We start from the raw sequence: 23,522 nt of genomic DNA on the forward strand, positions 1-23,522 counted from the left end.
TGGTATCGAAGTATGCCGATCATTTGCCGCTGTACCGTCAGCGCCTGATCTATCAGCGGGCTGGCATTGATCTGTCCAGATCCACTTTATCTGACTGGATTGGTCGCTGCGGTGTGGAACTGGAACCTCTGGCCAATGCCTTAAAACAGGTGGTGTTGCAACAGCGGGTAATCCATGCCGATGAAACGCCGGTCACCATCATGCGGATGGGTGAGAATGAGAAAAAACCGAAGAAAGGTTATGTCTGGGCCTATGCCACCACACAGTACAATCCAGTTCAAGCGGTGATCTATGACTTTCAGGATAGCCGTTCAGGTCAGCATGCAGAAGAGTTCCTGAATGGCTGGCAGGGCCATCTGGTCTGTGATGATTACAGTGGTTATAAAGCACGCTTTAAATCAGGCGATGTCATTGAGGTGGGCTGCATGGCGCATGCACGTCGTAAATTCCATGAGCTACATGTGACTGGGAAAAGTCAGATCGCTGAACAGGCATTACTGATGATTCAGAAACTGTATGCGATAGAAGCAGAACTCAGGAAAAAGACCGATAGTACAGCAGAACACCGCCGCGAATACCGACAACAGCACAGCCAACCGGTGATGCAACAACTGTATGAATGGCTCAACCAACATTATCTGACGGTGCCATCGAGTTCTCCAACCGCCAAGGCCATCAAATACACTCTGAAGCGTTGGCCAGCCTTAAGCCGCTATCTGGATGATGGCAATCTACCCATTGACAATAACTGGGCAGAGAACTCAATGCGTCCCTGGGCATTGGGCCGTAAGAACTGGTTGTTTGCAGGTTCGCTGCGCAGCGGCCAGCGAGCGGCGAATATCATGACTTTAATCCAGTCAGCAAAGCTGAATGGCTTGGATCCGTATGCCTATTTAAGTGATGTGCTGAAAAGGCTGCCGACGCATAAAGCGACCCAAATAGAAGAATTACTGCCACATCGCTGGAAATCCAACTCAAATTAAAAAATAGGCATGGGGTTCAGCGGACGCTTACAATCATAGCAGTTGTAATTTGTACTTCTTTACCCTGATCATCCAAAATATACGCATTATGCGTTACTTTCGTATCTAATAAATGTTTCAAACTAGGTTGAATAATTGCTTCTCTAACACCCATATCACACCTCATTTGCTAAACCTATTTGGGAGAATAAGCTTTGGCTATTTCCATGTTTCTAGTATTAAAAATCTAAGATCGAAAGTAAAATTTCAGTTGTAACAACTATTTAACCATATATTGTTACAATTTCAGCTCAGAATGATATCGTATTGCTCTTGCGTATATAAATTTTCCACCTGAAATTTAATCACACGACCAATGAAATGCTCTAAATCCGCGACTGCTGGCGCTTCTGCGGTTAACAAGCGGTCAATCACGGATGGATGCGCAACGACAGTAAAGCCAGTCTGAGATTGATACGCACGTGTATATCTCATGATTTCTCGAAAGATTTCGTAACATACAGACTCCGCTGTTTTCACATAACCCCGTCCCTGACAGGTCGGGCAAGATTCACATAATAAGTGCTCTAATGATTCACGCGTACGTTTACGTGTCATTTCGACCAAACCAAGCTCAGAAACCTGTGTAATTTTGGTTTTTGCATGGTCCTGCTCTAGCATCCGTTCAAACTGAGTCATGACCTCAGTTCGATGCTCCTGCTCTTGCATGTCAATAAAGTCGATAATAATAATACCGCCTAAATTGCGTAGTCTCAGTTGGCGCGCAATGACCTGTGTCGCTTCCATATTGGTTTTAAACACGGTGTCTTCTAAAGAGCGACCACCCACATATGAGCCTGTATTGACATCAATAGTCGTCATAGCTTCAGTCTGGTCAATCATCAAATAACCACCGGACTTCAACGCAACACGCGTCTGTAGAGCTCTTTGAATGTCTTCTTCGACATTATACAAGTCAAAAATTGGGCGCTCACCCGGATAATGAATGAGACGTTCTTTGATATTAGGGACAAATTCTTCTACGAACTCTTGGAGCTTGCCATGAATTTCACGCGAGTCGACTGAAATTTTAGCGGTCTTTTCACTCGCAAGATCGCGAATAATACGCTGAGGTAAAGGTAGTTCTTCAAAGATAAGTGATGGCGCAACAATACTGATCTGTTTACGCTGAATAAATTCCCAAAGCTTTGCTAAGTAAGCCATATCTTGTGCAATTGCAGCTTCTGCTATGCCATCAGCGGCTGTACGAACAATCACTGAACCTGGCAGTTTGTGTTCCGCTTGAATACGTTCAATCATCGAACGTAAACGATCACGTTCAGCTTCAGATTCAATGCGTTGAGAAACACCCGTATGATTGCCATAAGGCATCATCACTAAATAGCGAGAAGGAATGGAAAGATCGGTCGAAAGCCGAGCCCCTTTGGTGCCCAGCATATCTTTCATGACTTGAACAGTAAGAGTTTGTCCCGGCTGTAAGAGTTCAAAAACATTCGGGGTGGGTTGATTACGTGACCAAACCATATCATTAATATGTAAAAAAGCAGTTCGTGACAGTCCAATATCGACAAAAGCAGCCTGCATTCCCGGAAGAACCCGCACCACTTTACCTTTATAAATATTGCCTACTAAACCACGTTTCACCGTACGTTCAATAAATAATTCATTGACCGTGCCGTTTTCAATTAACGCGACGCGACATTCCATAGGCGTGACGTTAATTAATAACTCGTCAGACATAACAAACTCAAAACATTATAAAAAATCTTTTGAGACAGTTAATTTAGTGCCTTAACTGCCTGTAATAATTGTACCGTTTCATGCAACGGAAGTCCCACGACATTGCTATAGCTTCCCTCTATACGTGGAATATAACGTGCTGCAATGCCTTGTATAGCATAGGCTCCCGCCTTGCCAATGGGTTCAGATGTGGCCCAATATGCTTCCATATCATTCAGGCTTAAATGCTGAAATTCGACTTCAGTACGAACTACTATACTTGAAATTTGCGTATTTGTACGGACACAAACCGCAGTATATACATCATGCTTACGCCCAGAAATTTTCTCCCACATTTCAAATGCATGCTGCTTAGATTCAGGTTTGCCTAAAATCTCTTGATCGACCCCTAAACTGGTATCGGCAGCAATCACAATTGCATCAGGATATTGAAGCTGTACTGCCTCAGCTTTGGCACATGCCAGCCGCTCCACATAATGAGCTACCGACTCGCCTGCTTGTACAGATTCATCAATATCTGGACTATAGATATCAAAGACAAGACCGAGCTGCTCAAGCAGCTCGCGGCGACGGGGCGAACTGGATGCTAAAATTAAACGCGCCATTTCTTCAAGATGAAATAGACCATCGGGAAAGTCAGCACACTACTCAACAGTGGTTGCCAATGACGTGCAAGGGAAAACTGTGCCCCAATCATAATTTGTGCGATCCAGGTAATAAACAAATGCGCGACCACAGCCAAGGTGGCAATGACCCAAATATTGGCAAAGGTCATAATCCGACGTTCCCGTGTTAAAAAACGGGACACAAATGTAATCAGGACAAAGCTGAGCGCGTTTAAGCCCAAAGGTGCATCGAGCAGTAAATCGGTGAAAATCCCGACTGCAAAGGCAAACCAAATCCCGCTCCATGTCGGCTGGCATAGCACCCAAAACAGCATTACCATCATCATAAACAGTGGACGCCAACCAGAGAGCGCATAAGACAAGGGATAAACCATCAACACTGAAGCAATGATCACCGAAAAAATGATCGGAAATAAAGGGTCACGCTGTTTGGCAGCACGAAGTTTAGCGATCGGCATGCGGTTGCTCCATCGCTAAAGAATCGGAAAATAACACAACGACATGATGCCCACCTGCTAACTGTGCAGCAGGAACAACATCAATTTGAGCAAACTCGCCTGAATTATGACGACTGATTTTTGAAATGGTGCCCACCAGATAACCTGCTGGAAAATGCTCACCTAAACCAGAGCTATACACTTTTTCACCCACTTTGATTTCGGCACTGGTCGGCACGTATTCCATTTTCAAATGACCCAAATCTCCAGTCCCTGAAACAATGGCACGCATTCCAGATCGCTCTAAGCGAACCGAAAGAGAATGTTCTTTATCTGAAAGCAACATGACGCGACTACTATGCGGATAGACATTAATAATCTGTCCCATAATCCCTTTGTCATCGAGCACGGTTTGCCCGACCTTTAACTGACTGTTGGCACCACGGTTTACCACAATAATATGACGTAGTGGATCGGCATCTGTCCCAATGACTTCTGCAATTTCCATACGACCATCAATGATCAACGGAGTATCTAACAGACCGCGTAAACGCGTATTTTCCGCAGATAATTCAGATAATTTTTGTAAACGCACCTGCGCCTGCAATAACTCGGCTTGCATCGCGGTATTTTCACGGCGCAATTGAGCTTCAGACTTGGTTTGTTGATTCAGCCACTCTCGCGATAACACGGGATAACTTGCTACGGCATAAATTGGATTATAAGCGGCGTACAAGACATCTCTTGCAGGTTGAATCACATGTGGCATGCGCCAGTTAAAAAACAGCACGACCAAACATGTGATCACTGCAATGATAAATGAGCGAAAAGATGGCGGTTGTCTGGAAAACAGATTTGTTTGCACCCGCCGATTCCTTTATTAGCCTACAAATAACATGTCGTGATTTGGATTATCGAAGAATTCTAAAACTTTACCACCACCACGAGTGACGCAAGTTAGAGGATCTTCTGCAACCACCACAGGTAAGCCTGTTTCTTGTGCAAGAAGTTTATCGAGGTTACGCAGTAATGCACCACCACCTGTCAACACTATACCGCGCTCAGCGATGTCTGAAGACAACTCAGGAGGCGTTTGCTCAAGTGCAGATTTCACTGCTGAAACAATACTTTGTAATGGATCAGAAATCGCTTGCGTAATTTCGTCCGAAGTCACAGTGATCGCACGTGGCACACCTTCAGCAAGGTTACGGCCGCGAACTTCAATTTCAAGTGCTTTGGCATCGGCTTCTGGTAAAGCCATACCCACTTCTTTCTTGATAATTTCAGCGGTAGTTTCACCAATCACGCAACCATGTGCTTTACGTACATAGTTAATGATTTGTTCATCAAATACATCACCACCAATACGTAGTGAGTCAGCATAGACACAACCTTGAAGCGAAATAATCGCAATTTCAGTTGTACCACCACCAACATCCACCACCATTGAACCGCATGCTTGTTCAACTGGCATACCTGCACCAATTGCAGCAGCCATTGGTTCTTCAATCAAACGAACATCACGCGCGCCTGCATTAAATACAGCTTCACGAATAGCACGACGTTCAACCAAAGTTGATTTGCAAGGCACACACACCACAACACGAGGTGCAGGTGGGAACAGACGTTTTTCATGTACTTTACCAATAAATTGGTTCAGCATGGTTTCGGTCACTTCAAAATCGGCAATCACGCCATCCTTCATTGGACGAATGGCAGAGATATTTGCAGGTGTACGGCCCAGCATTTGCTTTGCATCAAGACCTACCGCGGCAACGATTTTTTGTGAACCACTGTGACGAATCGCCACAACTGTCGGTTCATTTAATATAATGCCTCGTCCTGGTGCATAAATAAGTGTATTTGCTGTACCTAAATCAATGGCTAGATCGGGCGAAAACAAGCCAATTAGTCTTTTTAGAATCACGGAGACGTTCTCGATTAAACTTTATGTGGACGCAAGGTGGCAACTTTAACTAAATGTGATGATTTGAACAAGTCAATCGCTTATTATAACGCACGATATTTTGAAATTTTTTAATACTGACTCAGGTGATGTTATGTCTACATCGGATGCACAGCATTCTGCAGATTTAAATGCACAAACAGTTTCAGCAATCGCCAATCTTGCTCGATTGTCGCTAGATGATACGCAATCTGCTGAATATGCTCAAAGTCTAAATAAAATTTTAGGCATGATGGAAACCTTAAAAGGCATCGACACTGATGGTGTTGAGCCGCTTAAAAGCCCATTTGATCACCCACAACCCTTACGTGAAGATGTGGTTTCAGAAACCAATCATCGTGATGAATATCAAGCCATTGCACCGCAAGTGCAAGATGGTTTGTACCTTGTTCCTCGCGTGATTGAATAATTTCTATTCAGTTAAACCATTATTTTGTAAAAATTAACGTAAAGACATTTCTCATGACAGATTTACATCGCTTATCGATTCGTGAACTCTCTGAGGGTTTAGCTGGGGCTAAATTTTCATCTCGCGAACTGACTGAACATTATTTAAAGCGCATTGCAAAACTGGATACACAAGTTAAATCTTATGTAACCGTGACTGCAGAACAAGCGCTTGCACAAGCCGATGCTGCCGATGCTGCAATTAAAGCAGGTACAGCAACCGCATTGACAGGTGTGCCAATTGCACACAAAGACATTTTTTGCACCCAAGGCATTAAAACCACTGCGGGCTCAAAAATGTTGGATAACTTTATCTCTCCTTACGACGCTACCGTTGTAGCGAAAGGTAAAGCCGCTGGTCTAGTCACTTTAGGTAAAGTGAACATGGACGAATTTGCAATGGGTTCAACCTCTGAGAATTCATTCTACGGCGCTACAGCAAACCCTTGGAACTTAGGTCATGTACCAGGTGGTTCTTCAGGTGGTTCTGCGGCAGCGGTTGCAGCGGACCTTGCTCCATTTGCCACAGGTACAGACACAGGTGGTTCAATTCGCCAACCTGCATCGTTCTGTGGCTTAACGGGTCTTAAGCCAACTTATGGCCGTGTCTCGCGCTTCGGTATGATTGCGTATGCATCATCGCTGGATCAAGGCGGGCCAATGGCACGTTCGGCTGAAGACTGTGCCTACCTCATGAATGTGATGGCAGGCCATGACGCAAAAGACTCAACATCCGTTGAAAAAGACGTTGATGACTATGTGGCGAACCTAAACGGCACATCTGTTAAAGGTCTACGTATTGGTATTCCAAAGCAATACTTCAATGTCGCTGGTTTAGACGCAGACGTAAAAGCACGCGTTGAAGAATCATTGAAAAAATTGGAAGAGATGGGTGCGACTTTGGTTGAGATTGACCTCAACATGACTGAAGCTTATGTTCCAACCTATTACTTGATTGCGCCTGCTGAAGCGTCATCAAACTTGTCTCGTTACGATGGCGTGCGTTATGGCTACCGTGCAGAGAACCCTGTTGACCTGATGGACTTATACAAACGTTCACGTTCTGAAGGTTTTGGTGCAGAAGTGCAACGTCGTATCTTGATTGGTACATATGCGTTGTCTGCGGGTTACTACGATGCTTACTATGTCAAAGCACAAAAAGTCCGTCGTCTGATTCAACAAGACTTCTTAAAAGCGTTTGAATCGGTTGATGTGATTGCGGCACCTGCTGCACCAACCACGGCTTATAAAATTGGCGCGAACTTGTCTCCAGTTGAAATGTACTTGGGCGACATTTACACCATCGCGGTCAACCTTGCGGGACTTCCTGCGATTAATGCACCTGTTGGTTTTGACAAAGACAACTTACCTGTGGGCTTACAGCTGATTGGTAACTATTGGTCAGAATCTCAACTGTTGTCTGTGGTACATCAGTACCAACAAGCGACGGATTGGCATACGAAACGTGCGGCAATTGCTGAGGAGAATGCATAATGACTAAAAATGCTGCTAAACCAAAATCATTATTGATTGAAGGTTGGGAAGTCGTGATCGGGATTGAGATTCACACTCAGCTTGCGACCCAATCTAAAATTTTCTCAGGCTCTTCGACTGAATTTGGTCAAGATCCAAACACGCAAGCCAGCCTCGTTGACTTGGCAATGCCGGGTGTACTGCCGGTATTGAATAAAGAAGTGGTCGATTTAGCTATTCGCTTTGGTTTGGGTATTGATGCTTATATTGACCAAGCATCTGTGTTTGCACGTAAAAACTACTTCTACCCTGACTCTCCAAAAGGCTACCAAATTAGCCAGATGGATAACCCGATTGTGGGCTTGGGTCATATCGACATTCAGCTTGAAGATGGTACGGTAAAGCGCATTGGCGTAACGCGTGCCCACCTTGAAGAAGATGCAGGTAAATCGATCCATGACCAATTTGAAGGGATGTCAGGCATTGACTTAAACCGTGCAGGTACACCTTTACTTGAAATCGTGTCTGAACCTGATATGCGTTCGGTTGAAGAAGCTGTAGCTTATATCAAGTCGATTCACACTTTAGTGCGTTGGTTAGGTATTTCTGACGGTAACATGGCAGAAGGTTCGTTCCGTGCAGACTGTAACGTGTCGTTACGTCGTCCGGGTCAACCGTTCGGTACACGTTGCGAGTTGAAAAACCTCAACTCATTCCGTTTCATTGAACAAGCGATCAATGTTGAAATTGAACGCCAAATGGAAATTTTGGAATGGGATGGCACGATTGACCAAGAAACACGTCTATTCGACCCAGTGAAGATGGAAACACGTTCGATGCGTTCGAAAGAAGAAGCGAACGACTACCGCTACTTCCCAGACCCTGATTTGCTGCCTGTGATTATTTCAGATGCGCAAATTGAAACAGCTCGTGCTGCATTGCCTGAGCTTCCTGCTGCACGTCGTGAGCGTTTCGTCGCGGACTTTGGTGTCACTGAGTACGATGCGCATGTATTGACGCTGACCCGCGAAATGTCAGACTTTTATGAAGTGGTTGTGGCTGCTGCTGGCGGTGCTGCACAAGGTAAAGTGTCTGCCAACTGGGTGATGGGAGAGTTCTCTGGTGCTTTAAACAAAGCATGCTTAGAACTGGCAGACTCTCCTGTTTCGGCTGAAAAATTGGGTGGCATGGTTGCACGTATTGTGGATAACACCATTAGCGGCAAGATTGCGAAGCAAGTATTCGGCTTTATGTGGGATGAAGGCAAAACTGCGGACGAAATTATTGCGGAAAAAGGCTTGAAGCAGGAAACTGATACAGGCGCGATTGAAGCGATTATTAAAGACGTGCTTACTGCCAATGAGAAGATGGTTGAAGAGTTTAAATCTGGTAAAGAGAAAGCTTTCAATGGTCTTGTTGGTCAAGTGATGAAAGCGTCTAAGGGTAAAGCTAACCCTGCGCAAGTGAATGAATTAATGAAGAAATTGATTGGTTAAGGCTAATTGATTGTTGAATAAAGAAACCCGTCTTAGGACGGGTTTCTTCTATTTTTTTAACCTTTTCTTGAGTTTTGATTTTTTTCTGCGTTTTTCCTTTTCGTGTTTCTGCTTTATAGATTTAAATACATCTTTATTAGATTTAAGTTTTTTAGGGACTATCGCAGCCCACTCCAGAGATTTGTTCTTTTCTTTTAAAACATCTTTTAAAGTTTTAACAATTAACTCTGATTTTAAAATTAAATTATCTTGGTCTATTGCACTCGGGCTAAAGCTAAATCCCTCTGGCATCTCTAAAATATTCGTTATGTAAAATTTTCCAACACGTCTATAGCGCTCTAAAAAACTATCTAAATTCATACTACTAGAGGGGGTCATTAGATTTACACGAGAAATAGCCATAAAAAGCTTTTCTTCATTTTTTAGATATGTACCATTTGATAATTCATTTAAATAACTTTCATTTGGTCCAATCATAACTTTATAATGTGCAAGGTTTTCCTTATCAACATCTGTCACAATTGATATTCTAAGTTTTTCAAAAATATCAATTTCCCCAATTCGATTACTAATCGCATTAAAAATCAGCTTCCCATAATCAGGATTCTCAAACCCAAATCCCAAAATTGGAATATCATTTTCATCAAATGGATTATACGCAAAAGCTGTTCCTTTCCACTTGGCTTTATTCCACATTTCAATATCGATCAAACTTGATACAAAGAGGGTTCTACGAGACTTTTCCTCTAATGGCTTCAAAGTCCCCTCTAGCTCACTTTGTCGCCCTAGCTCTGGTCTTATTTTTTCTGATTTACCAGATAATCTATTAATCAGTTTCTCTTTTTGCTTATGATTTGATATGTCGTAATATGTATAAGGTTTTAGAGGATCTAAAATATATTGCCTACCATCACTATCAAAAAAAATAGGAATATATTTAGTATTATTATTTACATTTTCATATACATTCTGAATGATTTGGGTCGTTTCCCATTTTGCCCCTAAACCTTTAGTATTATCACTATAATCTTTACTTCTAGCATAGTATGTAGGCGAAGCAACTACTAAAACATAATCAGACTCTGCTATTTGTTTAAGCATCCATTTAGCCCAACCTTGGGGTGGTGCTTCTTCATATTGATCGATTTCAGAATCAATTCCTAAAGAACGTAATTCATTTGAAAAACTTAAAACTTGATCACTAAGTGCTTCGCTTTCATGTGCATAACTTATAAATACTTTAGGAATTTTAATCATATAGACTTAATAAAATAATTTAATTTTTTTGACTATATAAGATTATTATAAAAATTACACTTAAAAACTCAATTACTAAAATTGTCATTTAGGATCTATCTCACTTAAAAATCAATCATAAGTGATGAGAAGTACTGCTTTAGAAGAAAGGGCTAAACCATACCCTCTAACTAATTTTCCAAGATCCACTACACTAACCACATTCTATTTTTAAAAATTAACCACTTGCAAAAAATCAAAGGACAAAAATGAAAATAACCATTCTCACACTTTCTACCCTTGCCTTTCTCAGCACCACTACCTTTGCAGAAACCAAACCCAATGTTCCTACCAAAGAAGCTAGCCAAATTTTTAAAGCAGCAGGCTTTTCAACAACAAAACATGGCTGGGAAGGTAGCTGCGACACAGGTGAAATCACCACATACAAAGACCTCAATGGTGACGGTCTAAAAGACGCAGTCATTTCAGACTACAGCACCATGTGCTATGGCAACACAGGTGTCGGTTACCACATCGTTACTCAGCAAAAAACTGGAACATGGAAACTCATTTTTGAAAACATGGGCATTCCTACTTTTCTAAAAACCAAAGGGAAGGACGGCTGGCCAGATATTGAAAATGGTGGCCCCGGATTTTGTTTTTCTGTTTACCGCTGGAATGGTGAAAAATATGATGTCAACCATTATGAATATAACGGTAAAGTCTGCTCATTAGACTATTAACACCTCAGCATAGTAAATTTCATATCAATGAATATATAAACTGATTGATTTAACACGCTTTTACAGCCAGTTACAATGCCTCAATTACTTGGGCTTTTTTATAAAAAATGACTTCAGTTATACGACTAAAGAGCACTGAATGACTTAAAAATGACATCTGAACTGTGCTAATTTAGATCAAAATTGAACATAAATACGCACAAACAATAAAGAGGGTTTAAAAATGTCAAAACAAATTTTAATGCTCGTGGGTGACTATGCCGAAGACTATGAAACCATGGTGCCTTTTCAGTTTTTAACGGGTCTCGGTTATACCGTTCACGCGGTCTGCCCCGATAAAAATGAAGGTGAAAGCATCGCCACAGCCATTCATGACTTTGAAGGCGAACAAACCTATAGTGAAAAACGCGGTCATAACTTTGCCATCAATTACAACTTTGAAGCGGTACACACTGCAGACTATGTCGGTTTAGTCATCCCCGGTGGTCGCGCGCCCGAATATTTACGCATGAATGAACGTATCCTTGAGATCGTACGTGAGTTTGATACTTCGAAAAAACCAATTGCAGCGGTTTGTCATGGTGCACAAATTCTTGCGGCAGCCGATGTACTCAAAGGCCGTACTTGTTCCGCTTACCCTGCGTGCGCAGCCGAGGTGAAACTAGCAGGTGGGACTTATGCGGACATTGAAGTGACAGAAGCTGTAACCGATGGACACTTGATCACAGCGCCGGCTTGGCCTGCACACCCTGCTTGGATGGCACAGTTTATTCAAGCTTTAGGAGCGACTGTGACGATTTAATTGTGTTGTTCCTCAACTGAATTTTTTATGGCATGGTTTATCATCTTTTTAGATTCAAAAATAAAAAAGCTCCTGCGACTCAAGGAGCTTTTTTTAATCGCTGTTCTTTTTAAAGTACTACAAACCTTCGAGTTGGGCATCACATCCCGACCATTCATTTACATAATTTAAAGATCTAAGTGGTTTTAGTTCAACCCTTTCACCAGTGGGCATGATTTCATTGATTGCCAAAGAACATTGCATTCCGCCAGCGTTATCCAATAACTCATAATTTTTATTTGTCGCAAACTTATAAACGGCATCAACACTACAACCACGCAACTCTACACCATTGTGGTAACTCTTATATGTACTAATTGCTAAAAAGCGTTCAGCAGGTACTTTAAACTCAGCAAAATTAATTTCAGCTGGCGGAAAAGGCATGTCTAATAATTTTTGTTTGTACTTAGGGTCTGTTGACACTTACTGTTCATAATTAACCCTATAAAGGTAGCCATAAAAATATACAGGCTAAAGCAACAGAACTTTGATAATTTCTTTTGAGCTTGTCATATCGAGTAGCTATTCCTCTAAATTGCTTTAATCTACAAAACATATTTTCAACTAAATGCCTCATTTTATATAAATACCAGTCCATATGGTCATTGTTAGATTGGCTATTCGTTTTCTTTGGTATATTCGCTTTAGTCCCTGTTTTCCTGATCTGTTCACGCAGTGGTTCTGAATCATAGCCTTTATCTGCGCATACCACTTTTGTCTCTTTTAAATCTAATGTTGATATTAAATCAGGTGCAACTTTAACATCATGTGTGGTTCCATCGGTAATTATGAAATCAATAGGATTGCCATGTGCATCAACAATCAAATGTATTTTTGAGGAGTTTCCTCCTACACTTTTAGAAATAGATTGATTCGCTATGCCAGCAGAATGTTGATGAGCACGTACATGAGAGCCATCAATAAAAATCCACTCCATATCGGGGCATGAGGCTAGCAATTTGAATAATCTAAGTAACTTACCGCTGCTTGAACAACGATTAAAACGTTTGAAAATAGAGTTTGAATGACCAAAACAAGAAGGAATATCTCGCCACGGACAGCCTGTTCTAATTCTATAGAGAATAGCTTCAATAAAATTGCGTAAAGTTGAGTTGTGGTGAATGGATAAATTACGCAGAATAGCTTTCAACTTTTGCCAGTGTTGATCTGTCAGCATGGTACGAGGCATAGCGAATAGTAAAATTGGGTTTGGCGATTTGATTTTACTACTTCGCTATTTTTTAAGCTAAAAGTGTCAACACACCCTAATCTGACTGCTTTGCATTCGTTCTTTAAATGATCCCATACTTTCGACTTCGGGTAACATTTGGAAGTTTGGCTGCATTGATGTCATGCATCCATTTGGGTATAAACGTACTCCAAAGTTATTTTTATTTTCAATCCGAAGCTTTGCTGTATGCTCAGCATTAGAGTCTTGATATAACTTAAGACCCAACATTTTTTTTGATTGATTCACCATTCCTGCGCTACAACCAGCTAATCCCAAGACTAAAAAGCCAATCACTATTTTTTTCATCTACTTGTAAAAATCAATTAAAAATTTGCATCAAATACTAGCAAATATAATAGGTTGCACAACCTGTAATTCTTATTTAAGAATGTTATTTTGATCTTCCGAATAAAAAAGCCTCTTTAGAGAGAGGCTTTATATGATTCTTAGATTAGCATTTAAATACAACTACCTCGTCACACCCAACTTATTCCAAATCTCTGGGGTTAAAAAAGTCGTGACCAATTTATTCAAATCCACATAGCGCAGCACACCTTGCAACTGGCCCTTCACTTCAGGGTTCTTTAAAATTTCCTCACCCGTAATCTGTCCAAGTTCCTGAAAACTGTCTCCAACCGCTTGTAAGCCTTCAGCTTGAATCACCGCTTTGGTCTGCGCTGAACATTGCTCCACCAAAATGCGTTGTAAAACCTGTGCTAAGTTTTTATCTAGCTGTGTACGCTGTGCATCGGTGACATTGCTATACACCTTCAGATCAGGATGTGCAGCCAGTGCCGCAAACGTCCACTGCAACACGGTAGTTTTATCTGTTGCTGTCGTTGACTTCACCAAACAATTACTCAGTTGATCGACTGTGGTACTGGCCGTGGCAACTTGGACTGAACCACACAAGGCTGCTGCCAAAAGAACATGACGAAAAATAACCGAAGACCGACCACGTAAAACGCTTAAAACAGGCTGTGACATAAACTCGACTCCAATCAACAATTGCATTCTTTGTATCACAAAGCCCGTCTATCAGCCTGTTATGGAACTGTAAAATTACCGTGTAGTTCAAGGAAAAAATAAAGCTCAACTCAAGCAATTTCTCTATTTAGCTCAGTAGTTTCAAATGCAGTGAGCTGTGGGTGTATGGTCGGACAGCCATTCCAAAACCAATAAAAATAACCGTTGGGGTCAAGCAAAGTATGCATTTGAATCGTAGATTGACTACTTTCGCCCTTCCAACACGCTAAAGCCGCATTACGGTTATTATGTAAATCGATAAATTCAGGAGCGACTTGCTTCGGCATTTCAGGAATATAAAGTGCGTCACCATGTTCTACCCACAAATCAGCCAAGTAAATTTTTTGGTTTTTTGGAAAATATCGTCCTGCTGAGATCACCAACGGCAATTGATTTGGATCGGTCGAAGCAAACACATGCGGAAAGTCATGATGCTCTAAGTCTGTGACGACAAAGGGGTATAAGGTTTTTGCGTCTAGATTGATTTGAGTTGGGTCATAAGGGAAAAAATGACCGGCCAACATGCCATATTGATATTTAATTTGAGACAACTTTTTCTGCGTGGCCTGCACCTCTATCGCCTGTCCAGCTTTCACCAAAGTCATACCAAATGCAGCAGCTGTTTCAGGCGTGGCTTTGAGTGGCATAAACTCAAAAAAGTTTCCTGCGAACGCTAATTGGGTCTGCTCTCCCCAATGGGTTTGGATCGTCGCTATTTCTTTGGGTACATCATAAACATGTCCCATACTCATATGGGCATTGGTCGATGATACTTGAATCAACTTAATAGCATCTGATACTTCGGCTAAATACTCGGGTGTTCCGCCATTGTTGTAAAAATAAGGCTGAGCCGAAATATCAACGTCTATTTCTTGCACGGTCTGATCCAGCAAAGGCGCAGTAAAATAGGTGGCTGGTGTTTGGACATTACTCATGATGTATTTCCTTTGGTTGAGGTGCTCACATGAAGTGCGGTCGCAAACAGCCGAAAATCTTACTTCATTTGCTTGAGCATATTTTTAGCAGCTGTGTGATTGTGGTTTTTGGCTAAGTTCTGCAAAACATATTTTGCCTGCCCTTTAGGGTTGGAAAAACGACTGCTATAACTTGGAATACCCGTTAAACAACGTGCAACTAATATGCCCGATTCGGTATAGACATTTGAGGCATCCGACCCCGGCAAACGACCATAGTTATATGCGCGTTGTGCACTGTTACAAGCAGCGACTTGGTTGCGCCCACTGTTAATGTCACGGCGTGCAGACACATACAGTTTGGCCTGTTGCTGCTGTGGTGTTTCTACAGCTTTGACGACTTTAGGTGGTACTTCAACTTTGCTTTCTTTTTTAGGCTCAACTTCTTTTTTGCTTTCTTCCTCTTTCTTCACTTCTGCCTTGGTGGCAGGTGCCTTCGTCACCGTTTTTTTGCTTGGCGTAATAGGGGTCATACTTCGTGGTGCTGACTCAGTCAGTACTTTGCTTTGTAGATTCACCACACGAGTATCATTTGAGTTAGGCAGTTTGCGTTCAGACAATGCCTCAATACTCACCAGCCACTGTTCGCCATTATTGAGCTGGCAACGAAAAGTACCCGTGCCCTGTTTTAAACTGTTATAGGTACGAAGTAATTTTTTCGCCCACGGATCTTTCACTAAGCTGAAACTACTTTTTTGTGTCTGATTAAAGCGCCCACCATGTGCTTGGCAATACTGACTAAACATGCTGCGCGGATATAGCGCCTCGATATCTTTTTCATTTTTTACGCCTACCGTGTGATAGACGTATTCTTTGCTGTTTTTATCGGTATCATTAATTTTTCGTTCTACGATTAGTTCTTGTGGTGATGCAATATTTGTAAAAGGTGCTTGTGCTATATTTCCCAGACTGGTACAGCCCTGCAACACACTCCCCAAAACCCCAAATACACATAAAATTTTATAATTCACTACGACTTTACTCTTAAACACCCGCATAAAAACATTAGCGGAAAGCACATAAAATAACAAACTTAAACAACTGTTTTTATTATTTATTTTAGCTTGACGCACACATCATTCTGCTTTGTTTTATGATAACCTCAACAACATTTCATAAATTTAGTTTGAACCATACAACAAAAGTTACAGACAAAATGATGCTTGAGCACATAAAAAACCTGCCGTGAAAGGCAGGTGAGATACATCAAAAATATTTAGTCATCCAAAGTCGATTCAAAAGCTTTTAGACGCTTATAAATCGAGAGCAGTTCAATAATGGTTTTCCATGACAAAATTAGATATTGAAATGACTCTCGTACTTTATCAAACACATTACCAATTTGGTTGATTAAACCTAGAGTCATTTTCCCTGCTGCAATTGCGGGAAATAACACCACCAAACTGTATAAAATATCCAGTTGTCGATACCATGTCGCGACTAAGTTAAAATAAGCATAGTGAAAATAAAGTCTAAAATAATTCTTTCTTACTCTGCTAAACAGTTCGACCAATGTTGCAGGTTGGGCACGGTCTGCATGGTCTTCCCCATACACCAACTCTTTACGGTAAGCCGCTTCAACCTTCTGATTATTAAACTCTAAACCTGGTAGTTTACTTCCTACTACCATTAACAAGACCGTACCAAAAATAGCCCAAATAATAGAAGCCCAAACTAGGGAATGCTTTACTTCACCCACAATAGGCAATTCAGGAACATGCTTTGAAAGCTCAAATAGAATTGGTAAGAAAGCCACCAACACCATCACAGCCTTGATCAACTCAACGCCCAAATCTTCTAAAATAGTAGCAAAGCGCATAGTGTCTTCTTGCACACGTTGTGATGCCCCTTCTATATGACGTAATTTTTCCCAGTGTTGGGTGTAGTATTCATTCATCGCTGTACGCCACCGAAATACATAGTGGCTGGTGAAAAAGGCATTGATCACTGCAAAAGTGACCGCAACCATCGCAATATACAAGAAGGTTAAAGTACCCATATATAGGTCTTTAATGTTACCACCTTTACCAAGCATGCTTTGAATGAGATCCCAAAATGGTCCATACCATGCGTTGATGGCAACACTGACCTGTACACCAAACCAGATGTTAAACAGAATAAATGCGGAGCCCCAAATCGACCATCTTTGCCATTTATTGTCTGAAACAAAACGCCAAAATAAGGCAAAGAGTGTTGTCGCTATAAAAAACCAGAGATAGAACCACAAAAAAGCTGGAGACCAAAAACGGCTTACCCCAATAGCTAATTCAGCCGTTGCATATCCTTGCGGCCAACCTATGGCGCTTCCCCATGTATTTCCCCCTGTGTACCACAGTACGACATTGATCACCGACCAAAGTAATACTGAAATGAAGAACCATCTAGGGTTTGGGAAAAATGACTTAAACATGAACGATATATATCCCTTTTATGTTTCAGGTATGCAATCCGTGCATACTAATCCTTATTTCTTAATTTAGTACAATCGCATTACAGCAAGTTTGTACACTTTACTTATCCTTATTGGGTTATACGTTATTTGATTTGTATGTCCCTTCACAAGAGCTCAGGACATTATTTTCCGACTTGATCAGTCACATCACATTAAAAATTAATTATTTCAATAACTTATAAAAATAAGAACGGGCTTTCCCAGATTTAAAATAATATTTTATTGTTTATAACTTTTGGGTTTCAAACGGCTTTGTTGCACAAACCTATCTCTAAAGGCTTATTCCACAATATAATTCTCAAATGAATAAGCCCACACCTAAAATCTATCGTACAACCAATTGGTCTTCTTATAACAGTGCATTAATAAATCGAGGAAATCTCTCAATTTGGTTTGATCCCAAGACTCAATGGTACGCTCAACCCAAAGGTAAACATGGTCGAAATCAAACTTATTCAGATACAGCCATCCAATGCTGTTTAATGATCAAATCCTTATTTCATCTTTCTTTACGCATGGTCACTGGCTTTGTGCAAAGTCTCATTCATCTTTGTAGATTAGATTGGACAGCACCAGACTATTCCACCATCTGCAGAAGACAAAAGCATATTGATATTGCAATTAACTATCATAAAAGCAGTAATGGCCTCCAGCTACTCGTCGATTCTACTGGCTTAAAGTTTCTAGGCGAAGGTGAATGGAAGCGTAAGAAACACCAACCTGAATATCGTCGCCAATGGCGTAAACTTCATATTGGTATAGATGCTGAAACCCTTCAAATACGCGCTATTCAACTCACTACAAATAATGTGAGTGATTCACAAGTGCTTGGTGATTTACTCGATCAGATTCCACAAGATGAGCAGATTGACTCTGTCTATACTGATGGGGCTTATGACACCAAGCAATGCCGTCAAGTAATTGCAGACCGACAAGCACATGCGGTGATTCCGCCAAGAAAAAATGCGAAACCTTGGAAAGATACAAAGACCAGCTCGCTAGAGCGAAATGAATTACTTCGAACAGTTAAACGTTTAGGAAGAACAATATGGAAAAATTGGTCAGGCTATCATCGCAGAAGTCTGATAGAAACCAAGATGCATTGCATTAAATTATTAGGCGATAAACTCCGTGCGAGAAACTTTCAAAGCCAAGTCAATGAGATTCATGCACGTGTGGCCGTATTAAATAAATTTACAGATTTAGGTCGACCTCACACCCAAGTTGCCACTTAAATTTAGATAACTTGGAAGAAGTTTAGCTTTTGAATGTTTGTGCAACAAAGCCGTTTCAAACTAAAAAATTGCTTAGGATTTAAAGCGAATACACTAATGGTATTTCTATGACAACGATACGATTACTTGTTGATTTTATGTATAAAAGAATGAAGTTTGCACATTTTAAAATGACTTCATGCTACTATCTTTTCATTAAAAACTATTGGATCTATGACATGGAAACCCTAGTACTTGAACTGATCAAACCACTCACACTGACAAAAGAAGACTTTCCACCCATTAACTTTGAAGAAGGCACTGTGCTCAAAGTTCTCATGAAAACACCTACTGGTTACTTGGTAACGGCAGATTCTCGTTTTAATTTTACGGTGTCTTTTGATGATGAAAATCAAGTGTGGCAGAAGCTGTAATTTGCAATGCTCTTTAATAAAAGAATAATCCATTCAATAAGATAAAAATAAAAATCCATCTTTTTATTGATGGCGGATTCAAGCGGCAAGTGCAACAGTATAAAAACCAGCCATAACTTCACTCGGTGTATACCAACCTAGTGTTTTTCTAGGACGATGGTTGAGTGCAAATTCTATCTGCTCTATTTGTTCGTTTGACACGCCATCAAACGATGATGATTTTGGCAGATATTGACGGATTAAACCATTCGTATTTTCATTTCTAGCTCGCTGAATAGACTTGTAAGGATCAGCAAAATACGTCTCTATGCCAGCATCAGTAATTCTTTTGTGTTCGGAAAATTCTTTGCCATTATCAAATGTCACACTATAAGCATGGCTCATTTGTAAACGATCTAATGCACAAGTAATCGTTTGAGAGGATGCTCTTGTTGGCCCTAAATGAACAATATGTACATACAGGCTCTTTCGATCAACGAGAGTCAATAAAGCACCTTTATGATGTTTACCAATCACCGTGTCACCTTCGAAATCTCCTAAACGTTGTCGTTGATCAATGACCTGGTGTCGGCAGTGAATACTTGTTTTATCAATGATTTGACCCCTACGATCCGTGTTTTTGTAACCGCGTTTTCGATATTTCTTCTGATGCCTTAAATGTAGATGAAGTTTACCGCCTTTTGATTTATCTTGATAAATGTACTGGTAAATCCACTCATGTGAAGGTACATCCAGCCAACCGCGTTGTGTTAAAGCACCTGAAATTTGTTCGGGTGACCAGTCCAAACCAATCAAATAATCAATATAAGCGAAGGCAAATGCTGTCATTGATGATGAAGGACGGTACCGTCTTTGACTTGCAAATTTAGCTGCCTGTTGAGCTCTATATCCACGTTGCCCAGTATTTCTTTTTAATTCACGGTAGATGGTTGATCGTGAACGTCCTAATTCCCGAGCAAGGGTAGCGATTGAACTTTTACTTTTCAAAGTAGCATAAATTTCGTATCTTTCATCTTGAGAAAGTTGGGTGTATTTCTTCATTGTGTGCTTTCCAATTACGAGTTGAAAAAGTCTAATGATTCTATGAATACACCTAACTTTTTCAACTAACTACAAATGTGTTGCACTTGGGATTTGAATCTGCGGATTTAAAACTGGTTATTTTTATTAAAATTTAGTTTTTTATACCCAATCAGCAAATGAAGCCGTGCTGAGAGTTTTCTGTAACTATGGATTTTGTGATTTCTAGGACTCATTTGTAGCATCGTTATGCATTCATTTTCTCTTTAATCTATTGATTTAATTACTCTACATTAAGCCCTTCATCCTTGGTACTTAAAATAATGAACTATAAATCAGAAAAAGAGAAAGGATTTGAAAATCTTCAGTCTATAACTCTCTATTTACCGACTCATTCACCAAGCTCACCACTTATTTAAACCTAGGTCTTTCTGCAAAACTTCTCGCTATAAGAAAGCCTCAGATGCAAACATCCGAGGCTTTTCAATTTTTAAATCTATGCTGAGCTAAGTTATTGCGCGGTATAACCACCATCCATCACCACGGCTTGACCAGTTACACCGCCCGCCTTATCACTGGCAAGAAAGATCGCATAATCCGCAATTTCTTCTACACTGAGTAAGCGTTTTTGCGGCACCATCGCCAAAATCACATCTTCTAACGCACTTTGTTCACTGACATTTCGGGTTTTAGCCAAATCATGAATTTGACCACGTACCAACGGCGTATCGACATAGCCCGGACACAGAGCATTCACAGTGATGCCATCGCGCGCGCACTCTAAAGCCGCAACTTTGGTCAAACCAATTACACCATGCTTAGCACTGTTATAGCCGGCCTTGCCAGCAAAACCGATCAGACCGTTAATCGAAGCCATATTAATCACGCGACCAAACTGCTGCGCTTTCATGATTGGAAATGCGTACTTAATGCCAATGAACGACCCCACCAACATGACATTAATCAGCTTTTGATAGACTGCAGTTGGAAAGTCTTCAATGACAGCAACATGCTGAAAACCCGCATTATTGATGAGGATGTCCAACCGCCCATAGGTTTTCTGAGTCAGTTCAATTGCTGTTTTATATGCCTCTTCATTGGTCACATCGCAAGGCGCAGACAATGCTTCAAAGCCTTGCTTTTGAAGTGCCGCCACCGTTTCAGCACACTTCTCTGCATTCATATCAGAAATGACAACTTTTGCACCTTCACTGGCAAATTTCTTTGCAATTTCATGTCCAATACCACTGGCTGAACCGGTAATAAATGCAACTTTATCTTTTAACAGTTGACTCATGATGTACTCCGTTGTCTTCTTTTTTCATTCCAAAGTCTTAAACAATACCAAACCAAGTAAAGGCAGCAATGGCAACAAATACCGCGATGGTTTTAATAATGGTGATGACAAAAATGTCTTTATACGATTGTTTATGGGTTAAACCTGTCACAGCAAGCAAGGTAATCACGGCGCCGTTATGCGGTAAGGTATCCATACCGCCTGATGCCATCGCAACAATACGGTGCATGACTTCAGGTGGAATACCCATGGCTAAAATCGCAGCATTGTACTGATCGGCCATCGCACTTAGGGCGATACTCATACCGCCAGAGGCTGAACCTGTCACACCAGCTAAGACTGTCGTGGTAACTGCACCATTGACCAGCGGATTGGTAAAGGTATTGCCCAACGCATGACTAATGATCGCAAAGCCTGGTAAAGCCGCAATAATCGCACCAAAACCATATTCAGATGCGGTATTCATCACGGCAAGTAAAGACCCGCCAATACTGGCATTGACACCATCTTTGAAGCCCGTATAGACACGACGGAAGTCAAAGGAAATTGCCGCAATGATCCCCACAATTAAGGCTAAACCCACTGCCCAAATGGCAGAAGTTTTGGCAACATCGACGGTGTAAGCTGCAAGTCCAATAGCATTAAAGTCGAAACCGTTTGGATACCATTCTTTAATCGCAGTAGATAAATACTTATTGGTCACGGCAACTAAAATGAGCGGTACAAAAGCCAACCATTGACGTGCGGTAGAACCATTCGAGGTTGTATCTAAGTTTTGCTTCAGTTGTTATTGCTCGGCTTCAGTCAGCTCAATACCTGTGGCATAACCATCGCCATTTCGAGCAGCTACACGGCGACGCCATTCCAAATAGCTCAGGCCCGTTGCTAGAACAAATACCGCACCAATCAAACCAAGAAACGGCGCTGCATAAATATCTGTACCAAAAAAGGTCGTCGGTATAACGTTTTGAATTTGCGGGGTTCCCGGCAAGGCATCCATGGTAAACGTAAATGCACCAAGGGCAATGGTTCCCGGAATCAAACGCTTTGGAATATTGGCTTGTCTAAAGAGTTGATTTGCAAATGGATAAACTGCAAAGACCACCACAAAGAGACTGACGCCGCTATAGGTTAAAATTGCCCCTAAAAGTACAACGGTTAACATTGCATTTTTAGAGCCAATCAAATTCACAATGGTTTTGGCAATGGATTCGGCAATCCCTGACATTTCAACCACTTTACCGAAGATGGCACCGAGTAAAAACACCAAGAAATAATCTTTAATAAACCCAACCATTTTGGGCATAAATACGCCTGAATAAAAAGGCAAAACGTTAGCAGGGTTAATCAGTAAAACCGCTAACAGGGCACAAATCGGTGCCATAAGAATGACAGAAAAACCTCTGTAGGCTGTATACATCAGTAGCCCAAGAGACAATAAAATTACACCCAAATCCCACATATTTTTTACTCCATCCTTAAAGAAAATATGTCTTGATGTGCTGTGATATTAATGGCGAATGATGTCAAATCTAGTTGAGTCACAGTGCAATCAGCCTGTGCGGAAAGACCGAATACGCATTCATAGACCGTCTATTTCCCTCATGACGAGATGTCTATTTGCACTCTGATCTATGTACTATATTTATCCATCAGAGCATTAATATTTCAGCTTATAGGTCAGACTATAATGCATATAAACCCACACATTGTTTGAAAATAATCATTGAGTAAGAAGAAAAATTGATTAATATCCAAGCCCTAGCAAGACTGATAAAACTAATTACATCAAGTTAAAGGTAAAATTTCAAAATCGTACGAAATGACCAATTTTTATATTTTTCATTCAGTTAAAACATATTTTTACAGACTATCATGCTGTTCGA

Annotated in this window: 23 protein-coding genes and 2 pseudogenes; 8 read left to right on the plus strand and 17 right to left on the minus strand. The window is 41.0% G+C overall.

Annotated features, from left to right (window positions below; genetic code table 11):
• Positions 1-983: IS66 family transposase (tnpC, locus tag F986_RS10125; protein ID WP_004694658.1), on the plus strand; the 983-nt coding region annotated here is incomplete at its 5' end.
• A gap of 16 nt (positions 984-999) precedes the next feature.
• Here the strand turns inward: tnpC and F986_RS18590 are convergent.
• From F986_RS18590 to F986_RS10150, 6 genes are all read right to left on the minus strand, one after another.
• Positions 1,000-1,137, minus strand: coding sequence for a PA1571 family protein (locus F986_RS18590; protein WP_004694661.1), 138 nt, complete (start codon positions 1,135-1,137; stop codon positions 1,000-1,002).
• 131 nt (positions 1,138-1,268) lie between these two features.
• Positions 1,269-2,723, minus strand: coding sequence for a ribonuclease G (rng, locus tag F986_RS10130; protein WP_004694663.1), 1,455 nt, complete (start codon positions 2,721-2,723; stop codon positions 1,269-1,271).
• A 38-nt stretch (positions 2,724-2,761) separates the two neighbouring features.
• Positions 2,762-3,328 carry a Maf family nucleotide pyrophosphatase gene (locus F986_RS10135; RefSeq protein ID WP_004694664.1) on the minus strand — a complete coding sequence of 189 codons (567 nt, stop codon included), beginning with the start codon at positions 3,326-3,328 and terminating at the stop codon, positions 2,762-2,764.
• Positions 3,316-3,807, minus strand: a complete 492-nt coding sequence (gene mreD, locus F986_RS10140; protein WP_004694666.1) for a rod shape-determining protein MreD — start codon at positions 3,805-3,807, stop codon at positions 3,316-3,318. Before mreD ends, F986_RS10135 begins: the two co-directional genes overlap by 13 nt.
• Positions 3,794-4,651, minus strand: a complete 858-nt coding sequence (gene mreC / locus F986_RS10145; protein WP_004694667.1) for a rod shape-determining protein MreC — start codon at positions 4,649-4,651, stop codon at positions 3,794-3,796. Before mreC ends, mreD begins: the two co-directional genes overlap by 14 nt.
• A gap of 15 nt (positions 4,652-4,666) precedes the next feature.
• The gene (locus F986_RS10150) at positions 4,667-5,713 is read right to left on the minus strand and encodes a rod shape-determining protein (protein ID WP_004694670.1); all 1,047 of its coding nucleotides are present in this window, start codon (positions 5,711-5,713) and stop codon (positions 4,667-4,669) included.
• Between the two features lie 133 nt (positions 5,714-5,846).
• Here F986_RS10150 and gatC point away from each other — a divergent pair, with 133 nt between their 5' ends.
• From gatC to gatB, 3 genes are read left to right on the plus strand one after another with little or no spacing between them, the layout of a single operon-like run.
• Positions 5,847-6,161: an Asp-tRNA(Asn)/Glu-tRNA(Gln) amidotransferase subunit GatC gene (gatC, locus tag F986_RS10155; protein ID WP_004694671.1), complete on the plus strand. Its 315-nt coding sequence runs from the start codon at positions 5,847-5,849 to the stop codon at positions 6,159-6,161.
• Between the two features lie 53 nt (positions 6,162-6,214).
• Positions 6,215-7,693, plus strand: a complete 1,479-nt coding sequence (gene gatA, locus F986_RS10160; RefSeq protein WP_004694674.1) for an Asp-tRNA(Asn)/Glu-tRNA(Gln) amidotransferase subunit GatA — start codon at positions 6,215-6,217, stop codon at positions 7,691-7,693.
• Positions 7,693-9,168 (plus strand): Asp-tRNA(Asn)/Glu-tRNA(Gln) amidotransferase subunit GatB, encoded by a 1,476-nt coding sequence (gatB, locus tag F986_RS10165; protein ID WP_004694676.1) that lies wholly within the window; start codon positions 7,693-7,695, stop codon positions 9,166-9,168. The genes gatA and gatB overlap by 1 nt, the downstream gene beginning before the upstream one ends.
• A gap of 48 nt (positions 9,169-9,216) precedes the next feature.
• Here gatB and F986_RS10170 read toward each other — a convergent pair whose 3' ends face one another.
• Positions 9,217-10,425: a toll/interleukin-1 receptor domain-containing protein gene (locus F986_RS10170; protein ID WP_004694678.1), complete on the minus strand. Its 1,209-nt coding sequence runs from the start codon at positions 10,423-10,425 to the stop codon at positions 9,217-9,219.
• Between the two features lie 248 nt (positions 10,426-10,673).
• On the opposite strand from F986_RS10170, the gene F986_RS10175 reads away from it, so the two are divergent.
• The gene (locus F986_RS10175; protein ID WP_004694679.1) at positions 10,674-11,147 is read left to right on the plus strand and encodes a hypothetical protein; all 474 of its coding nucleotides are present in this window, start codon (positions 10,674-10,676) and stop codon (positions 11,145-11,147) included.
• A 223-nt stretch (positions 11,148-11,370) separates the two neighbouring features.
• Positions 11,371-11,949 (plus strand): DJ-1/PfpI family protein, encoded by a 579-nt coding sequence (locus F986_RS10180; RefSeq protein WP_004694682.1) that lies wholly within the window; start codon positions 11,371-11,373, stop codon positions 11,947-11,949.
• A gap of 117 nt (positions 11,950-12,066) precedes the next feature.
• Here F986_RS10180 and F986_RS10185 read toward each other — a convergent pair whose 3' ends face one another.
• The 7 genes and pseudogenes from F986_RS10185 to sbmA form a co-directional block, all read right to left on the minus strand.
• Entirely contained in the window at positions 12,067-12,411 is a 345-nt protein-coding gene (locus tag F986_RS10185; protein WP_017397167.1) for a hypothetical protein, read from the minus strand.
• Positions 12,412-13,177 (minus strand): annotated as a pseudogene (locus tag F986_RS10190) (IS5 family transposase). It abuts the gene before it with no gap.
• Between the two features lie 66 nt (positions 13,178-13,243).
• Positions 13,244-13,513 (minus strand): hypothetical protein, encoded by a 270-nt coding sequence (locus tag F986_RS10195; protein ID WP_228127907.1) that lies wholly within the window; start codon positions 13,511-13,513, stop codon positions 13,244-13,246.
• A gap of 174 nt (positions 13,514-13,687) precedes the next feature.
• Positions 13,688-14,206 carry a hypothetical protein gene (locus F986_RS10200; protein ID WP_004694689.1) on the minus strand — a complete coding sequence of 173 codons (519 nt, stop codon included), beginning with the start codon at positions 14,204-14,206 and terminating at the stop codon, positions 13,688-13,690.
• Between the two features lie 110 nt (positions 14,207-14,316).
• Positions 14,317-15,180 carry a hypothetical protein gene (locus F986_RS10205; protein ID WP_004694691.1) on the minus strand — a complete coding sequence of 288 codons (864 nt, stop codon included), beginning with the start codon at positions 15,178-15,180 and terminating at the stop codon, positions 14,317-14,319.
• Between the two features lie 59 nt (positions 15,181-15,239).
• On the minus strand, positions 15,240-16,292 hold the full coding sequence (locus F986_RS10210) for a hypothetical protein (protein ID WP_004694692.1): 1,053 nt from the start codon (positions 16,290-16,292) through the stop codon (positions 15,240-15,242).
• Between the two features lie 143 nt (positions 16,293-16,435).
• Entirely contained in the window at positions 16,436-17,629 is a 1,194-nt protein-coding gene (sbmA, locus tag F986_RS10215) for a peptide antibiotic transporter SbmA (RefSeq protein WP_004694695.1), read from the minus strand.
• Positions 17,630-17,973: 344 nt separating this feature from the next.
• Here sbmA and F986_RS10220 point away from each other — a divergent pair, with 344 nt between their 5' ends.
• Together F986_RS10220 and F986_RS10225 are read left to right on the plus strand one after the other, a co-directional pair.
• Positions 17,974-18,906, plus strand: coding sequence for an IS5-like element ISAha1 family transposase (locus F986_RS10220; RefSeq protein WP_004694697.1), 933 nt, complete (start codon positions 17,974-17,976; stop codon positions 18,904-18,906).
• Between the two features lie 218 nt (positions 18,907-19,124).
• Positions 19,125-19,319, plus strand: coding sequence for a hypothetical protein (locus tag F986_RS10225; RefSeq protein WP_004694700.1), 195 nt, complete (start codon positions 19,125-19,127; stop codon positions 19,317-19,319).
• Between the two features lie 78 nt (positions 19,320-19,397).
• On the opposite strand, the gene F986_RS10230 is transcribed toward F986_RS10225, so the two are convergent.
• The 3 genes and pseudogenes from F986_RS10230 to F986_RS18260 all read right to left on the minus strand — a co-directional run bounded on the left by F986_RS10230 (position 19,398) and on the right by F986_RS18260 (position 23,098).
• Complete coding sequence (locus F986_RS10230; protein ID WP_004691346.1) at positions 19,398-20,360, minus strand: IS30-like element IS18 family transposase; 963 nt, start codon at positions 20,358-20,360, stop codon at positions 19,398-19,400.
• A 490-nt stretch (positions 20,361-20,850) separates the two neighbouring features.
• Positions 20,851-21,636 carry a 3-hydroxybutyrate dehydrogenase gene (locus F986_RS10235; RefSeq protein ID WP_004694702.1) on the minus strand — a complete coding sequence of 262 codons (786 nt, stop codon included), beginning with the start codon at positions 21,634-21,636 and terminating at the stop codon, positions 20,851-20,853.
• A gap of 37 nt (positions 21,637-21,673) precedes the next feature.
• Positions 21,674-23,098, minus strand: a pseudogene (locus tag F986_RS18260) (GntP family permease).
• Positions 23,099-23,522 lie beyond the last annotated feature (424 nt).

Source organism: Acinetobacter johnsonii CIP 64.6 (assembly GCF_000368045.1).
GTDB classification, from domain to species: Bacteria; Pseudomonadota; Gammaproteobacteria; order Pseudomonadales; family Moraxellaceae; genus Acinetobacter; species Acinetobacter johnsonii.

Bases quoted from the DNA above. Each gene is read 5' to 3' on its own strand.
- F986_RS18590 (WP_004694661.1), bottom strand. From the start codon at position 1,137: ATGGGTGTTAGAGAAGCAATTATTCAACCTAGTTTGAAACATTTATTA.
- rng (WP_004694663.1), bottom strand. From the start codon at position 2,723: ATGTCTGACGAGTTATTAATTAACGTCACGCCTATGGAATGTCGCGTC.
- F986_RS10135 (WP_004694664.1), bottom strand. From the start codon at position 3,328: ATGGCGCGTTTAATTTTAGCATCCAGTTCGCCCCGTCGCCGCGAGCTG.
- mreD (WP_004694666.1), bottom strand. From the start codon at position 3,807: ATGCCGATCGCTAAACTTCGTGCTGCCAAACAGCGTGACCCTTTATTT.
- gatC (WP_004694671.1), top strand. From the start codon at position 5,847: ATGTCTACATCGGATGCACAGCATTCTGCAGATTTAAATGCACAAACA.
- gatA (WP_004694674.1), top strand. From the start codon at position 6,215: ATGACAGATTTACATCGCTTATCGATTCGTGAACTCTCTGAGGGTTTA.
- gatB (WP_004694676.1), top strand. From the start codon at position 7,693: ATGACTAAAAATGCTGCTAAACCAAAATCATTATTGATTGAAGGTTGG.
- F986_RS10170 (WP_004694678.1), bottom strand. From the start codon at position 10,425: ATGATTAAAATTCCTAAAGTATTTATAAGTTATGCACATGAAAGCGAA.
- F986_RS10175 (WP_004694679.1), top strand. From the start codon at position 10,674: ATGAAAATAACCATTCTCACACTTTCTACCCTTGCCTTTCTCAGCACC.
- F986_RS10180 (WP_004694682.1), top strand. From the start codon at position 11,371: ATGTCAAAACAAATTTTAATGCTCGTGGGTGACTATGCCGAAGACTAT.
- F986_RS10200 (WP_004694689.1), bottom strand. From the start codon at position 14,206: ATGTCACAGCCTGTTTTAAGCGTTTTACGTGGTCGGTCTTCGGTTATT.
- F986_RS10205 (WP_004694691.1), bottom strand. From the start codon at position 15,180: ATGAGTAATGTCCAAACACCAGCCACCTATTTTACTGCGCCTTTGCTG.
- sbmA (WP_004694695.1), bottom strand. From the start codon at position 17,629: ATGTTTAAGTCATTTTTCCCAAACCCTAGATGGTTCTTCATTTCAGTA.
- F986_RS10220 (WP_004694697.1), top strand. From the start codon at position 17,974: ATGAATAAGCCCACACCTAAAATCTATCGTACAACCAATTGGTCTTCT.
- F986_RS10225 (WP_004694700.1), top strand. From the start codon at position 19,125: ATGGAAACCCTAGTACTTGAACTGATCAAACCACTCACACTGACAAAA.
- F986_RS10230 (WP_004691346.1), bottom strand. From the start codon at position 20,360: ATGAAGAAATACACCCAACTTTCTCAAGATGAAAGATACGAAATTTAT.
- F986_RS10235 (WP_004694702.1), bottom strand. From the start codon at position 21,636: ATGAGTCAACTGTTAAAAGATAAAGTTGCATTTATTACCGGTTCAGCC.